Source organism: Picosynechococcus sp. PCC 7117, assembly GCF_001693275.1.
Taxonomy (GTDB): Bacteria; Cyanobacteriota; Cyanobacteriia; order Cyanobacteriales; family MRBY01; genus MRBY01.
In genome coordinates this window covers 1-13,608 of sequence record NZ_CP016477.1, presented here as the reverse complement: position 1 = coordinate 13,608, position 13,608 = coordinate 1, and the positions used below count along the sequence as shown (strand labels likewise).

The following is a 13,608-nucleotide window of genomic DNA, read 5'->3' as shown; positions in this document are numbered from 1 at the left end:
GACTTTCCAGAACACCCACAAACCATTCCCCTCTTGAGAGGGGTCAGGGGAGTGTCAATCAGCAGGACAGTAAAAGGTGATCGCCGTTTTGCCATAGCTTTTTTCTTTAAATAGCTCTAGTCCCGGTAATTCAAGGGGTTGCCAGAGTTTCGGGTCATATTCCACGGCCAATTCTCCGGTGGGAGCGAGCAATTCTAAATCAACAATTTTGGTTAAAACTCGGTCGTAGAGTTTCGCGGCGTAGGGTGGATCAAAATAAATCAAATCAAAGGTTTCACCCCCTAAATTTTCTAAGCGTTTGAGGAGATCACCTTTTAAAATTTGGTATTCCTGGTCAACTTTAGCCACTTTCTGCCAATTTTCTTGAATAATGCGGCAAGCCTGGGAATTTTTCTCAATGCCGACAACTTTCACCGCGCCGCGACATAATGCTTCAGCCCCCATGGAGCCAGAACCCGCACAAAGATCCAGCCAGCGGCAGCCAGACACCTGTCCTTGCCAAACATTAAAAATTGCCTCCCGCACCTTTGCCAGGGTGGGCCGCGTTAGTTCGCCAGGGAGAGTTTTGATTTGTCGATTGCCATAGATGCGCATCCCGGTATTTTACCGCGCTGACACAAAACGTTCCGAGGCGATCGCCCGTAATTTTTCCACATCTTCCCGCCGCGACACCGACAGGGGCACCGTACTTTTCATCTGGGCCACCAGCGCATCCGTCGTTAAGGGAGTTTGGGCGTAGAGAGCCTGGTATAGCCCGGCAATTATTGCCTGTTCAATCTCTGCGCCACTATAGCCCGCCGCCGCCGTCACCAGGATGCGTAGATCAAACTCTTGGACATTTTGTCGATGGCGCGCCAGGTGAATCGAAAAGATCGCCGCCCGCTCTTGGGCATTGGGCAAGTCCACAAAGAAAATTTCATCGAAGCGGCCTTTCCGCAGTAGTTCCGGCGGCAGTTGCAATAGATCATTGGCCGTTGCAACGACAAAAACTTCCTGGGATTTCTCCTGGAGCCAAGTTAAAAACGAACCAAACAAACGTAAACTCAGACCCCCATCGCCCTCACCGCTGGGATTACCAAAGCTTTTTTCAATTTCATCGATCCACAACACCGCCGGAGCCATGGATTCAGCCAGTTTGATTGCTTGGCGGAAATTTTTCTCCGATTCACCGACAAATTTGTTGTACAGGCGGCCCGCATCCAGTTTTAACAAGGGCAGTTGCCATTCCCTAGCAATGGTTTTCGCCGCGAGGGATTTCCCGCAACCCTGCACCCCAACGATTAAAATCCCCTTCGGAGCCGGGAGATTCACCCGTTTTGCCGCCGAGCTAAAGCCTACTTGAGCCCGCTTGAGCCATTGTTTGAGACCCACAAAGCCCCCCAATTTCGCCGTATTTTCTTCCACGGGAAAGAGTTCCAGGAGAGATTCTTCCCGGAGGATCTGGGCCTTGCGGTGGATCACCTTGAGGATGTCGGCCCCGTTGAGTTCTCCGTCGATCAAGGCAGCATAGGCGATCGCCTGGCGCGCCTGCTTGAGGGTCATCCCACTGAGGGCGTGAACAAATTGATTCAGTTCTTCCCCCTGGAGCGTAATGGCTAGCTTGTGGCGCACCTTGAGTTCCCGCATCACCTCCGACAGGGTTTGGTACAGTTCGTCCCCATCCGGGAGGGTCAGTTCAAAATACACCGCATCGTGGGCGATCGCCTTTGGTAAAGTGATCGACTCCCCCGTCAGCACCATCGCCGAATTCACAACCCCATAAATCTCAGCCAACTCCCGTACTTCCCGGATGACTTTGGGATCCTCCAGGTGGGGCGCAAAATCCTTGAGCCAAAAAATGCCATTGCGTTCAATCTGGCCCATATATTTCAGTACATCGAGGGGATCTGCCGTATTTTCAAAGGCGATCGGTTTGTTCGCCCCCGGTCGAGCATAGTCATTGGTGCGGGGCGCATATTTTGTCCCTGGGGTCGGGGCCAGTCCCAAATTCACCGTCCATTCAAATAAGGGCATGTGTAAATCTTTGACCACTTCCCGCAGGAGCGCCTCTACCCGTTCCTCTTCGACAGTCTCAATGACGATGATCGGATGAAACGCACAGATGAAGGTTTTTAAACTGTGAATGTTATCCAAAAAGCCCATGGTTCTCCCCAAACTCCCGACCCGACTTAGAGTAAATTGCGATAGAGCAAACGGAGTTCCTCGACTGTCTGGAGGTGATAAAGTTGATTCTCAATCATTTTGAGGCCGTGCAGACTGGGAATTTGTTGAATATCGGCAAAAATGCGATCTGCATCCTGGGGAAATTTGATGTCAAGGCCGTGGCGAATTTGATTCAGGAGACCCCGTCTCACACTACGATCAATTCCCTTTTTGACCAGCCTATTAAACTCAACCATTGAGGTTCCCCACAAAAACATTGGCCGTGAAAAGAAAACGGTATTTTGATCTTACGTTATTTTCCCAAACCCCCTCCAAATTTAAAATTTTTCTCTAAGCCCAGAAGAAAGACCGGGATATTTCTTCATACTATTGTCATGCTCAATTCACAAAGTTGACACTCCCCTGCCTAAAGGCGAGAGGATTCTTGGTTCAGCGAGTCCACTTACCTAGGATTCCTTGCGAAGCCCTAACCAGAGGTGGGTCTCTCCCCAAGCGTTACTTTCCCAGTGCCCCTGGGTAGTTGGATTTGTCCAATGTTTGTTTGACTTGAAACGCTTTGTTTCAAATGCTGGTCGTCTAGTTCCTGCAAAGATTTTACCTATCCACAGGCTTCGGCTGTGAGACTTCCGCGTGAGCTCAGCCGAACGGGGGAACCTAGAACTATTGGATAGAACCCGATATCTTTGATTGTCAAGGTTCAGCGTAGAGCCGTGAGGCTACTGGGTTTTTAGAGCGGTTGATTACCCTATCCGCTAGAATTCAGTGTAGCAAAATGCCTAGATATTGGAATTGCTTCTGCCTCGCGTCAGGCGATCATCTTATATCACCGCCCTAGAACAGCGGAGTCTTACTGCGACTTTTCTGATAACAATTCTAACGCCTGCCCCCACAGCCCCAAAGCAACCCTTAAGGTAAAAGAAGAAGCCAGCGTTTTGTCATCAACGACAATCCCCCTATGAACCACCAACCTTTTTCGACCCAAGGTAGTAGTGCTGCCTTTGAAAAAGAAGCCTTAGAACGCTTTCGTCAACTCACGGCCCTGCTTCCCAGTCGGTGCCAAATTTATCGTGAAGTCTGGGGCGAATCTACTGTCTTAACCCTAGATTTTGAGGCCTGCCCAACCCAACTGACGACCGTAAAAGACCAGGCAATGATACTGTTGTTAGTCGCTGACCATTTAGGGTTAGCCCAATCTCTATTGTTTCGCCTCGGGCCTAAAATTGAAGGCTGGATTAATTTTGCAACTACGGATTCCTAGGGAGTTGTCTCCCCTTGAATTTAGGAAACGTGAGCAGTCAAACTAAGCATTAAGCAAGCAATTCAGTATGGTAACGCCTCAGATTCAAGTAACCCGTTGTCTACATACAGCAATTTTGGTGGCGGATGTGCAGCGGGCAGCGGCCTTTTATGATCGACTGCTGGGGCTACCAAAGGTAGAACGACCCTTTAACTACGGTGGCGTGTGGTACCAATTACCCCAGATGCAGGTTCATTTGATCGAAGATCCGACGTTCCAGGCGAAATTAGCCAATCCAGAAAAGTTAGGTCGGAATCCCCACATTGCTTTCGGTGTGAAGGATCTGAACGCAGTGCGATCGCAGTTGGACGAAGAAAATTATCCCTATGAGATGAGCGCATCGGGGCGACGGGCCTTATTTTTGCAAGATCCAGACGGCAACGTGATCGAGATTACGGAAGAGAGCTGAGGGGCAGCGACCAGAGGATTGCTCTCGTTTGCTGCTGGTTGGCTGGGTTGACCCACACCAGTTCGGCTTTGCTTGGGCGGCCTTGGGTGAGGGTAATCACAGAAAAACTGTGGCGGCGATCGCCATTATTGTAGGTTTGAATTCTGGGGACGCGGGCGGCATTGAAATAGAGGGTTTCGTCTAAAAATTGGCATTGGGTGCGCAGGCGATCTTTGCGGTGCCGGAGGCTGTGGTGCATGTGGCCAAAGGTGACTAGGGGAATTGTCTTATTCTGACGGCGGGCGATCGCCAGGGCCAGGGCAAAATCCGGATCACCAAAATCACCCCCCAGGGGATTCCAATCGCGACCACACATATCTTCTGGTTCCGAACCCAATCCGGTAGGGCCATTATGTCCGAGAAAGATCAGGGTTTCGTACTGACAGGCCGCAATATTTTTCTCAATTAACGCGGTGGATTCCGTAAAGTCATGGACGCCATAGCGATCGCCATAAAATTTCTTATTCTTCCACTTTTCGCCCCCCCAACTAAAGGGCCGCGCCCCGACTACCGAAAGCCGAAATTCCGGTAAATCTAAATGGCCGTAGCCCACATGGGTTTCTCCTAGAATCTCTAGCTGGGCTTGCACACGGTCTTCTTTGGCATGGTCGTAGGGGGCTTTTTTGCGACCCCAATCGGAGGCGGTGTACCAGGCGTCATGGTTCCCTAAAATCACGGCTTTCGGGAAAGGAAGATCCGCCACTTGTTGCACTAATTTCACCGCTTCGTTGCCAAAATCCCCGACAAACAACACGAGATCTACCCCAAGAATCTCTAGGGCTTGGCGATCGCCAACGGCATCCCATTGGTCATGGACATCTCCCACCACGGCAATGGTTAGTGAACGGTTATCAATCATTAGTTATGCGGTCTCAAACTTAATTGCTGAGGGCTTTTAGGAAGTTTTGCAGACCCCCAAGCAGTCCTGTTTTCTTAATTTTCGGTGCGTTGGGATTAGCCGCTTCCCCCGCTTCGGGTTCCACCGCCGCCAACAGCAGCCGCTCTAAATATTCGCCAAGGGGTTTGGTCGTTTCGCTGGCAATCAGTTCGTATTGGTCTGCTTCTTTTTCGAGATACACTTCCCACGCCGAGGGATAAGAACGCCAAACCATCGCGCTTTCGTAGGGTCGGATGTAGTAGGCGGTTTCGAGGGTGCTGATAAACCGTTCCCGCAGTTGCCGCGCCGCATAGCCAATCCCGACAATGGACACATCCTCCAGTTGGGGAATCAGCATAATCACCGGGCGATCGCCAGCAAAGTTACAGAGCTTTTCGACCTGGGCAACTTCCACCGCCGACGGGCAGACAATAATAAAAATTTGGTCATCATCGCCGATTTTATTTTCGATCGGCGATCGCGACGTGCCGATATCCGTCACCTTAAAGGGAATTTCGCCCCAATCCCGCCGCGCCAACGCCGCTGCCCCCGTATCCGGAAAGAAGATTTTCAGTCCCGAACCGTACTCTTCGACAAATAGTTGCGCCCAATTCCACGCCAAGGCCTGGGCCTGTAGGGCAATCTCAGGAAAGCACAATTCAATTAAAATCCGCCCACAGCCTGCTTCTAAACTGTTTAGGGTTGCGGCTTTCGCTTGTTCGAGGGTTTCTTCAAAGGATTGGGGCAGATTGGACATGGTTTACCGACGCACAACAGAACATCGATTCATTATCAAATGTTCCCCATCGCTTCGTCAAAAGCTTTCTACGGATGACTTTAAATTTCCACAATCTTTGAGGCTCATTGAGTATGTTTCAATAAATGCCAATAATCACCCCAGTTGTGCATTGTTTTACTGACTCTATTTTTACTCTGACTTCCTCTGTCAATTCATCGGAGTTAACAAGGCATCGATATTTTTTAAGCCCTACCTTCTCTAAAATTCTATTATCGATGAGTTTTTTCCAATCAACGGGTGCTTGTAAAAGCGTTTTCTCACGAAGAACTTTCTCTGGAGAAATTAAATATTGAGAATCGTTATTTTTCATTATTTTACTAAAAAAATATGCTCTTTCTATCCTAGCTAGTATTTTGTATTGTTAACGCTATCAAAGACCTAAAAAAGTGCTGAACTTATTCTTTTTTATAAAAATCTTAGTCCTTGGTAAGCTTGCTCAATAGAAAAAGTGAGGCCAATACTTTCTAGGGTGACCATATCTCCGGCTTGATAGTTAGTGATCAGCCATTCTCCTGATTTATTCTTATGATACAAATCCATCTCAATGGCGGTAGAACTCACCAGTAAATAATCTTTTAAGACCGGATTTTGGCGATAGAGTCTAAATTTGCCACCCCGATCATAAGCCTCAGTGCTTTTTGATAAAACTTCGACAACCAGACAAGGATATGTAATGAATTGGGTGGTGGACTGATCTCGCTCATCGCAGGTGACGCTGATATCTGGATAGGTATAGTTATGGCTGTTAGGAATTTTGATTTTGAGATCAGAATTTCCGGTTTCGCAACCGCTACCATCCAGATGATTAAAAAATAAACTCGACAGCCTCACGGCAATTAGACTATGGTTTTTGTTGCCGCCCCCCATGGCATAGATTTGACCATCGATATATTCGTATTTTTCGACTTGCTGTTCCTCCCAACGTAAATATTCGTCAGGAGTGAATCGGGGAAATTTTTCTTCAGCAATAACCATATAGTCTTTCTTGCAATCGGGATATTCACCGTTATAGCATTTCTGGAATCAAAGATACTTAAGCGGTATTAGATGACGAGCTAAGGGTGCTTTTGGCAGGCTAAAAAACGTGCATAATCATCTCTTGCTCAAGCCTCCTAAAAAATGCCATGGCAATCATTACTGAGAACTGAGACTTGATCAATATTTAAAGAACAGTCCTCCTTTGCCCCAGGACGACACCCCCTTAAGCGATGGTGATTTCAGAATCAAGATAGACATCCTGAATGAGGTGAAAGAGTTTAACCCCTTCTGTCATGGGTCGTTGGAAGGTTTTACGACCAGAAATCAAACCACAACCACCCGCACGTTTATTGATCACAGCAGTGCGAATTGCTTGGGCAAAATCGTTTTCGCCGGAGGAGCCACCGGAATTAATTAAACCAGCCCGCCCGCCATAACAGTTCAACACTTGATAACGGGTGAGATCGATGGGGTGATCACTGGTGAGTTCGTCGTAAATTTTGGGGTGAGTTCTGCCGTATTTTTGGCCCGTCGCTTTGGCGATCGCCCCGTAACCGTTATTGGTTTCTGGTAATTTTTGTTTGATAATATCCGCCTCAATGGTTACGCCCATGTGGTTCGCTTGTCCCGTCAAATCCGCCGCCAAATGGTAATCCTTGTCCTGTTTAAACACATCGTTGCGCAGATAACACCAGAGAATCGTCGCCATTCCTAGCTCGTGGGCGCGGGCAAAGGCACGGCTAACCTCTTGAATTTGTCGGCTCGATTCTGGGGAGCCAAAATAAATCGTTGCACCGACGGCGATCGCCCCCAAATTCCATGCCTGTTCCACCGTCGCAAACATAATTTGATCCGCACCGTTGGGATAGGTGAGCAGTTCATTGTGGTTGAGTTTGACGATAAACGGGATGCGGTGGGCATATTTGCGGGACATCATCCCCAACACGCCGAGGGTCGTCGCCACGCCGTTACACCCCCCTTCCATCGCCAGACGAATAATATTTTCGGGGTCAAAATAAATCGGGTTGGGCGCAAAGGAAGCCGCCCCGGAATGTTCAATGCCTTGATCAACGGGCAAAATTGAGAGATAGCCTGTATTTGCCAGTCGTCCCGTACCAAACAATTGTTGCAACGCCCGCAACACTGGAGTGGGGCGATCGCTTTGGGCATAGACCCGTTCCACGATATCGGCTCCAGGGAGGGTGAGCAGATTTTGATTAATTTTCGCGCTGTGACCCAAGAGACTTTCTGCTTCCTCTCCAAGCCAAGCTGCAATTGATTTTTCGGCAGAAATGGTCGTCATGATGAAAAATTTGGGGACTTGCTACAGTTCCGTTGTAACACTTCTGCCAAAGTGGGCTGCCCTGAGGATCATGGATAATAAACAAAGTTATCTTTTGTTTAACCGATCACAAAATGGCCCTGCGAGTTTACGGCATTCCCACCTGCAACACCTGTAAAAAAGCTTTGAAATGGCTAGAAACAGCCGGAATTTCCTACGAATTTATCAATACCAAAGAGCAACCTCCCAGCAGAGAGGCGATCGCCCAATGGGTCAAAACACTAGGCAGCAAACCAATGCGCAATACTTCTGGGCAATCCTATCGGGCCTTGGGAGAAGAAAAGAAAACCTGGGATGATAACCAGTGGATCGAGGCTTTTAGTCAAGATGCAATGCTCTTAAAACGGCCTTTGTTCGTGCGGGATAACCAGGCGGTCTTGGTGGGATTTCGGGCCAGTGAAGCGGAACTAAGCGATCGCCTCGGTACTCAGTAAGCCTTTAAAATAATCTTGAAATCCCGCCGGACTTATCCCTATGCTTGAAACCCGCACACCCCCCTGGGGCAAAGTCACGATCCTCGAAGAAGGCGATCGCTACCGCATTAACCGCATCGAAGTGAAACCCGGTCACCACATCAGCACCCAAATGCACTACCATCGCAGCGAGCATTGGGTCGTCGTTTCCGGGACAGCGAAGGTGATTTGCAACGACCAAGAAATTATCTTGACTCCCCGCCAATCTACCTATGTCCCGATGAATACCAGGCACCGGGTCGAAAATCCGGGGGTAATTGATCTGGTGATGATCGAAATTCAAAACGGCGAATTTTTGGGAGACGAAGATATTATTCGTTTCGAGGATCGAGATTCAGCCTAGCCCTACCCCGATGCCACCGAGCAAAAATATCTGACTTTCGACTAGGGAACCGATATGCTTAGTGGTTGTACTTCCGAGGATTACCGCGATTGATGGGTAATGTTACGCTAAATTCTGCTTTAATTTCTCCCCCTGTAACCCTGGCGGATGTGCCCTTATCCCGTCCGGTAAAGTTGGGAGTCTTGGCCTCCGGTAGCGGCAGTAACTACGGGGCGATCGCCAAGGCCATGATCGCCAAAGAACTTAACGCAGAGATCCCGATTCTGATTTACAACAACCCCAAGGCGAAGGTTTTAGAACGGGCCGCAACATTTGGCACGAAAACCCAACTGATTAACCACCGGGAGTTTGCCTCGCGGGAAGCCTGTGACCAAGCAATTTTAGATTGCCTGCGCGCCCATGGGGTGGAGTGGGTGATTATGGCGGGTTGGATGCGCATCGTTACGGATGTTTTGCTCACGGGCTACGAAAATCGGATTTTGAACATTCACCCCAGTTTATTACCCAGCTTTAAAGGGATTCGCGCTGTAGAACAGGCTTTAGCGGCTGGCGTAAAAGTGACGGGCTGTTCGGTGCATTTTGCTAGTCCCGAAGTCGATAGTGGCGACATTATTATGCAGGCAGTGGTGCCGATTTTGGCCGATGATACTCCTGAAACGCTCCATCGCCGTATTCAAGTGCAAGAACACCGTATTTTTCCAGCGGCGATCGCCTTAGCTGTGTCCCAATATTCCTAGAAATTTCCCATCAAGCCCATGTCTGATCTGATTGCCCAGTTTAAAAATCGCCTGATTATTTCCTGCCAAGCCCCCGCTGATTCTCCCCTCCATGACCCTGAAATGATTGCGGCGATCGCCCAAGCTTGCGTCAATCAAGGAGCCGTTGGGGTGCGCATCGATAGCCCCGAACACATCCGCGCTGTGCGGGCCAAACTACCCCAGATCCTGATTATCGGTTTGTGGAAACGTACTTTTCCCGCATCAGATGTTTACATTACCCCCCGGTTAGAAGATGCCCTGGCGGTGGTCGAAGCGGGAGCCGATATTGTTGCCGTTGATGCCACGGCCCGCCCCCGCCCGAACGGAGAAACCCTCGCGGATCTGATCGCCGGGATTCACCAGCAAACAGGCAAATTGGTGATGGCGGATCTCGACACCTACGAAAATGCTCAATGGGCCGCCCAAGCTGGTGCTGATATTTTGGGGACGACCCTCTACGGCTATACGGGGAACACCAAAGATTTAACGCCCCCTGGTTTTGGGTTGCTTGAAAAACTTGCTCAGGATTTTGACCAGCCGATCATCTGCGAAGGAGGCATCCACACCCCAGAAATGCTGCAAAAAGCCTTCCAATTGGGGGCTGATAGCGTCGTTGTTGGGACAGCGATTACCGGTGTTGATCTCTTGGCACAAAAATTTTGTCAGGCGATCGCCCCAGGCCACCCATGAGTAAAATTCAGATATACAAATTAGAGGTTCACCGATGGGCCTAAAAAGTTATCTTCAAACCCTGGGCGATCGCACCCTCCACAGCACTGCCATCCGCGTCGCCCTAATTGTGGGCACTGTGATTTTTTGCATTAACCACGGTAGTGCCTTTCTCCATGGGGCAATGACCCGAACCCGTTGGACATCCATGGTTTTGACCTACTTTGTGCCTTACTGCGTTAACCTCCATGGCCAAATAGCCAGCCGGATGCGCCAGCAAGCCAAAGCCCACCCCTCTTCCGAGCCATAAAGATCTAGAGCCACTTTTTTATTAGTTTGGGGATTGCACCGATGCGCTTGACAATCTATTTCCGGGCCTTAGGCGATCGCACCTTTCGACCAACGGCGATTCGGGTTGCCCTGTTTGTGGGAACTGTCCACTTTTGTATTAACCATGGTGTTGCTGTGTTGAATGGCACCATGACCAGTACCCGCTGGCTGGCGGCGGCCATAACCTACTGTGTGCCCTACTGTGTCAATGTCCATGGTCAATTGGTCAGCCGACTGCGAGCCGAAGCAGAAGCGACCCAGGAGAGTTCCCAAGCAGATCCCCAAAAATTGACGTCGTAACTGGCATCAAAGTTAAGAGATTAATAGGTATGTTGGCCTTTGTTGGCCGCTTCTTTTTGCCAGCATTTTTCTAACAGGTTGATTTTATAGAGATACCAAAACCGATTCGGGTTCCATACGGTATGCCGATCTGTGTGTCCCACGGGTTGATTGAGATATTGAAATACAGGATCGACTAGGTGCCTAATTTTGAGCCACATAGACAGCATCCTCACCTTAGATAATATTTTTTGAATCGCAAAGCGGCGGTACATCACGAAACGCCTGCCCTCAAAATCTTGCTATGTCTTTAATGTGCCAAATTCCCAGGCGAAGCCAAAGGGATGCTTTTTTGGGGAGGATGCTCGTTTTTGCGAAAATATCCCCTAATTTGTCCTAATAATTCCTTTTTTGCCAACATAAACTTGATAGAAAATGTTGTAAAACTAGGCTCAGATGTAATATTTCTTTGGATAGTTACTATTTGTTGAAATATTACTTATTTGAATAAAGAGAGTTTTTGCCAGGCAGTTTTTGGATAAAGGCGATCGCCAGTCGGTTGCAAAATTTCCGTGAGAATTTCTAGGGAATCCATGAGGCGCGGCCCTGGTCGGTTGAAATAAGCGTTGCCATCGCAGATAAATAGCTGATCATTTTGCACCGCCCGTAATTGTTTCCACTCAGGGTGCAACTCCAAGTCGGCGAGCATTTCCTGGCGGGTACGTTCGAGGTCAAAGCCGCAGGGCATCACCACCACCACATCGGGATCACTCGCCAGGAGGGTTTCCCAACTGATGTAGGGGGAATGTTTGCCGGGTTTGCCTAAAATGTTGTCGCCGCCCGCGAGTTCAATGAGTTCCGGGAGCCAATTACCGCCGCCCATGAGGGGATCAATCCATTCAATGGCTGCTACCCGGGGCCGTTTTGCTAAAGTCTTGCCTCGTTTTTGGCAAGCTTGTACCCGCTGTTGTAGATCCTGCAAAACGGGTTGGGGATCACGGTTAAACTGCTGGGCAACACGGCGAATATCCTGGTAAACGTCCGCTAGGGTATTGGGCTGGAGCGAAATCAACTGCGGCGGATGATCACTCAACTGGGCGATCGCCTTTTGCACATCGGCCAGGGTGACGGCACAAACATCGCACTGATCTTGGGTGACAATGTGGGTTGGTTGTAGGGCTTGCAAGACATCGAGCTTCACTTCATAGATCCCCAGGGCTCCTTGGAGTAAGGCCAAAACTTCTTGGTCAATTTCGCCACTGGGACATTCTGAATCGAGGCGGGCAGCGGTACACACGGGGCGATCGCCAATCTCTGGGGGATAGTCACATTCGTGGCTCCGGCCCACCACGTCCGGAGTTAAACCCAGACAATCTAAAATTTCGGTGGCACTGGGCAAGAGCGAAACAATCCGGCAGGAAGCAACCATGAATAAAACACAATCGATGAACTACTGCTCATTGTAGCGGTGTCTTTTTTGGCACGATGTGGGCCGCTTGTCCCTAGAGGTTTTGGTGGTGGTGGTTAATGCGATCGCTAATTTGGCTCACCAATTGGGAGATTTTTTGATTTTTCGTCAGTAACTGACCAATTTTGTCGCAACTGTACATCACGGTGGTATGGTCTTTGCCACCGAACAGTTCACCAATGCGGGGCAAGCTGAGATCGGTGTGTTGGCGCATCAAATACATTGCAATTTGCCGGGCTGTACTAATTTCCCGTCGTCGAGAAGCCCCCTTCAAATCTTCAATGCTCACCCCCGTGGCTTCGGCGGCAATTTGCAAGATCACATCCGGGGCCGCCGGAGCATATTCCACCGTCGGGTTCAAAATGGGGGCGAGGTTTTCCACCGTCATCGGCAACCCAGAGATCGCAATGTGGGTCACTGCCCGCAGGAGCGCCCCCTCCAATTCGCGGATATTCGCCGTGTAGTGGGTGGCGATATATTCAATCACCGAGCGCGATAGGTTTAAATTTTCCGCCTCAGCCTTTTTCTGGAGGATCGCCATCCGGGTTTCTAGATCAGGCGGTTGAATATCGGCGATTAGCCCCATAGAAAAACGGGAAGATAGCCGTTGTTGCAAGCCTGGAATCTGGTGCGGTGGGCGATCGCTCGCGAGAACAATTTGTTTACCCGCTTCGTGGAGAGTATTAAAGGTATAGAAAAATTCTTCTTGGGTGTATTCTTTCCCCTCGATGAACTGAATGTCGTCTACCAGTAAAATATCGGCGGTGCGGTAATGCTCCCGGAACGTTTGCAGACTATCCTTGCGAATCGCAACAATTAAATCATTGGTAAATTGCTCCGTGGAAACATAAAAAATCTTCGCATCCGGCTGGGTATCCAAACGGTAATGGCCGATCGCCTGCATCAGGTGCGTTTTTCCCAGACCCACCCCCCCACAGAGCACCAGGGGATTAAAATCCCGCCCCGGTGATTCCGCCACCGCTAGAGCTGCAGCATGGGCCATGCGATTGGTTGGGCCAACCACAAACCGTGAAAAGGTATATTTCGAGTTGAGTTCTGGGGTCTTTTTACCTGGACGGGTCGATTGGCCACTGCGGGAACTATAGAAACTCTGGGTCGCTGCGAGGGTATTCCCTTCTGGAGAAGTGAGGCGTACCTTAACGGGCTGCTGCAATAATTCGGCGATGGTTTCGGTGATCAACGCACCATAATATTTCTGGATATGGTTCAGGACAAAGGCATTTGGGGCACAGAGTACGATTTCATCCTCTCGCCACTGTTGGATCGCCGTCGGCTGAATCCAAGTTTCGTAGGTGGGGCGACTCAGTTGTTGTTCAAGTTTTGTCAGGACTTCTTGCCAAAGCCATTGGGGATTTTGAGTCAC

The 13,608-nt window shown here is 49.5% G+C and carries 18 protein-coding genes; 8 read left to right on the top strand and 10 right to left on the bottom strand.

The window, feature by feature from the left end; genetic code table 11:
* Positions 1-54: 54 nt before the first annotated feature.
* Genes rsmD through AWQ22_RS00085 form a run of 3 tightly spaced genes read right to left on the bottom strand, consistent with a single transcriptional unit; the run spans position 55 to position 2,399 of the window.
* Positions 55-594, bottom strand: a complete 540-nt coding sequence (gene rsmD, locus AWQ22_RS00095) for a 16S rRNA (guanine(966)-N(2))-methyltransferase RsmD (protein WP_065709802.1) — start codon at positions 592-594, stop codon at positions 55-57.
* Between the two features lie 9 nt (positions 595-603).
* Positions 604-2,142 carry an AAA family ATPase gene (locus AWQ22_RS00090; protein ID WP_065709801.1) on the bottom strand — a complete coding sequence of 513 codons (1,539 nt, stop codon included), beginning with the start codon at positions 2,140-2,142 and terminating at the stop codon, positions 604-606.
* A 26-nt stretch (positions 2,143-2,168) separates the two neighbouring features.
* Positions 2,169-2,399: a hypothetical protein gene (locus AWQ22_RS00085; protein ID WP_030006814.1), complete on the bottom strand. Its 231-nt coding sequence runs from the start codon at positions 2,397-2,399 to the stop codon at positions 2,169-2,171.
* Between the two features lie 719 nt (positions 2,400-3,118).
* Between AWQ22_RS00085 and AWQ22_RS00080 the strand changes: the two genes are divergently transcribed.
* Together AWQ22_RS00080 and AWQ22_RS00075 are read left to right on the top strand one after the other, a co-directional pair.
* Positions 3,119-3,421, top strand: a complete 303-nt coding sequence (locus tag AWQ22_RS00080; protein ID WP_065709800.1) for a hypothetical protein — start codon at positions 3,119-3,121, stop codon at positions 3,419-3,421.
* An 82-nt stretch (positions 3,422-3,503) separates the two neighbouring features.
* The gene (locus AWQ22_RS00075; RefSeq protein ID WP_065711578.1) at positions 3,504-3,869 is read left to right on the top strand and encodes a VOC family protein; all 366 of its coding nucleotides are present in this window, start codon (positions 3,504-3,506) and stop codon (positions 3,867-3,869) included.
* On the opposite strand, the gene AWQ22_RS00070 is transcribed toward AWQ22_RS00075, so the two are convergent.
* From AWQ22_RS00070 to AWQ22_RS00050, 5 genes are all read right to left on the bottom strand, one after another.
* Positions 3,853-4,767: a TIGR04168 family protein gene (locus AWQ22_RS00070; protein ID WP_071925371.1), complete on the bottom strand. Its 915-nt coding sequence runs from the start codon at positions 4,765-4,767 to the stop codon at positions 3,853-3,855. The two genes, AWQ22_RS00075 and AWQ22_RS00070, sit on opposite strands and share 17 nt — an antisense overlap.
* A 19-nt stretch (positions 4,768-4,786) precedes the next feature.
* A complete protein-coding gene (locus AWQ22_RS00065) occupies positions 4,787-5,542 on the bottom strand; it encodes a DUF1995 family protein (protein WP_065709799.1) in 756 nt (251 codons plus the stop codon).
* Between the two features lie 118 nt (positions 5,543-5,660).
* Positions 5,661-5,894, bottom strand: coding sequence for a hypothetical protein (locus AWQ22_RS00060; RefSeq protein WP_065709798.1), 234 nt, complete (start codon positions 5,892-5,894; stop codon positions 5,661-5,663).
* Positions 5,895-5,989: 95 nt separating this feature from the next.
* Positions 5,990-6,559: a Uma2 family endonuclease gene (locus tag AWQ22_RS00055; RefSeq protein ID WP_065709797.1), complete on the bottom strand. Its 570-nt coding sequence runs from the start codon at positions 6,557-6,559 to the stop codon at positions 5,990-5,992.
* A 226-nt stretch (positions 6,560-6,785) separates the two neighbouring features.
* Positions 6,786-7,868, bottom strand: coding sequence for a class I fructose-bisphosphate aldolase (locus AWQ22_RS00050; protein WP_198166531.1), 1,083 nt, complete (start codon positions 7,866-7,868; stop codon positions 6,786-6,788).
* A gap of 110 nt (positions 7,869-7,978) precedes the next feature.
* On the opposite strand from AWQ22_RS00050, the gene AWQ22_RS00045 reads away from it, so the two are divergent.
* From AWQ22_RS00045 to nrtS2, 6 genes are all read left to right on the top strand, one after another.
* Positions 7,979-8,338 (top strand): Spx/MgsR family RNA polymerase-binding regulatory protein, encoded by a 360-nt coding sequence (locus AWQ22_RS00045; protein WP_065709795.1) that lies wholly within the window; start codon positions 7,979-7,981, stop codon positions 8,336-8,338.
* A gap of 40 nt (positions 8,339-8,378) precedes the next feature.
* On the top strand, positions 8,379-8,720 hold the full coding sequence (locus AWQ22_RS00040) for a phosphomannose isomerase type II C-terminal cupin domain (protein ID WP_045442496.1): 342 nt from the start codon (positions 8,379-8,381) through the stop codon (positions 8,718-8,720).
* Positions 8,721-8,812: 92 nt separating this feature from the next.
* Positions 8,813-9,457: a phosphoribosylglycinamide formyltransferase gene (gene purN, locus AWQ22_RS00035; protein WP_065709794.1), complete on the top strand. Its 645-nt coding sequence runs from the start codon at positions 8,813-8,815 to the stop codon at positions 9,455-9,457.
* 18 nt (positions 9,458-9,475) lie between these two features.
* A complete protein-coding gene (locus AWQ22_RS00030; RefSeq protein WP_065709793.1) occupies positions 9,476-10,168 on the top strand; it encodes an N-acetylmannosamine-6-phosphate 2-epimerase in 693 nt (230 codons plus the stop codon).
* Positions 10,169-10,202: 34 nt separating this feature from the next.
* On the top strand, positions 10,203-10,457 hold the full coding sequence (gene nrtS1, locus AWQ22_RS00025) for a nitrate/nitrite transporter NrtS1 (protein ID WP_012305647.1): 255 nt from the start codon (positions 10,203-10,205) through the stop codon (positions 10,455-10,457).
* 41 nt (positions 10,458-10,498) lie between these two features.
* A complete protein-coding gene (nrtS2, locus tag AWQ22_RS00020; protein ID WP_030008056.1) occupies positions 10,499-10,777 on the top strand; it encodes a nitrate/nitrite transporter NrtS2 in 279 nt (92 codons plus the stop codon).
* A 478-nt stretch (positions 10,778-11,255) separates the two neighbouring features.
* On the opposite strand, the gene AWQ22_RS00010 is transcribed toward nrtS2, so the two are convergent.
* Positions 11,256-12,185 carry a cobalamin-binding protein gene (locus AWQ22_RS00010; RefSeq protein WP_065709792.1) on the bottom strand — a complete coding sequence of 310 codons (930 nt, stop codon included), beginning with the start codon at positions 12,183-12,185 and terminating at the stop codon, positions 11,256-11,258.
* Positions 12,186-12,258: 73 nt separating this feature from the next.
* Positions 12,259-13,608 carry a chromosomal replication initiator protein DnaA gene (gene dnaA, locus AWQ22_RS00005; protein WP_012305643.1) on the bottom strand — a complete coding sequence of 450 codons (1,350 nt, stop codon included), beginning with the start codon at positions 13,606-13,608 and terminating at the stop codon, positions 12,259-12,261.

Bases quoted from the DNA above. Each gene is read 5' to 3' on its own strand.
- rsmD (WP_065709802.1), bottom strand. From the start codon at position 594: ATGCGCATCTATGGCAATCGACAAATCAAAACTCTCCCTGGCGAACTA.
- AWQ22_RS00090 (WP_065709801.1), bottom strand. From the start codon at position 2,142: ATGGGCTTTTTGGATAACATTCACAGTTTAAAAACCTTCATCTGTGCG.
- AWQ22_RS00085 (WP_030006814.1), bottom strand. From the start codon at position 2,399: ATGGTTGAGTTTAATAGGCTGGTCAAAAAGGGAATTGATCGTAGTGTG.
- AWQ22_RS00080 (WP_065709800.1), top strand. From the start codon at position 3,119: ATGAACCACCAACCTTTTTCGACCCAAGGTAGTAGTGCTGCCTTTGAA.
- AWQ22_RS00070 (WP_071925371.1), bottom strand. From the start codon at position 4,767: ATGATTGATAACCGTTCACTAACCATTGCCGTGGTGGGAGATGTCCAT.
- AWQ22_RS00065 (WP_065709799.1), bottom strand. From the start codon at position 5,542: ATGTCCAATCTGCCCCAATCCTTTGAAGAAACCCTCGAACAAGCGAAA.
- AWQ22_RS00060 (WP_065709798.1), bottom strand. From the start codon at position 5,894: ATGAAAAATAACGATTCTCAATATTTAATTTCTCCAGAGAAAGTTCTT.
- AWQ22_RS00055 (WP_065709797.1), bottom strand. From the start codon at position 6,559: ATGGTTATTGCTGAAGAAAAATTTCCCCGATTCACTCCTGACGAATAT.
- AWQ22_RS00045 (WP_065709795.1), top strand. From the start codon at position 7,979: ATGGCCCTGCGAGTTTACGGCATTCCCACCTGCAACACCTGTAAAAAA.
- AWQ22_RS00040 (WP_045442496.1), top strand. From the start codon at position 8,379: ATGCTTGAAACCCGCACACCCCCCTGGGGCAAAGTCACGATCCTCGAA.
- purN (WP_065709794.1), top strand. From the start codon at position 8,813: ATGGGTAATGTTACGCTAAATTCTGCTTTAATTTCTCCCCCTGTAACC.
- AWQ22_RS00030 (WP_065709793.1), top strand. From the start codon at position 9,476: ATGTCTGATCTGATTGCCCAGTTTAAAAATCGCCTGATTATTTCCTGC.
- nrtS1 (WP_012305647.1), top strand. From the start codon at position 10,203: ATGGGCCTAAAAAGTTATCTTCAAACCCTGGGCGATCGCACCCTCCAC.
- nrtS2 (WP_030008056.1), top strand. From the start codon at position 10,499: ATGCGCTTGACAATCTATTTCCGGGCCTTAGGCGATCGCACCTTTCGA.
- AWQ22_RS00010 (WP_065709792.1), bottom strand. From the start codon at position 12,185: ATGGTTGCTTCCTGCCGGATTGTTTCGCTCTTGCCCAGTGCCACCGAA.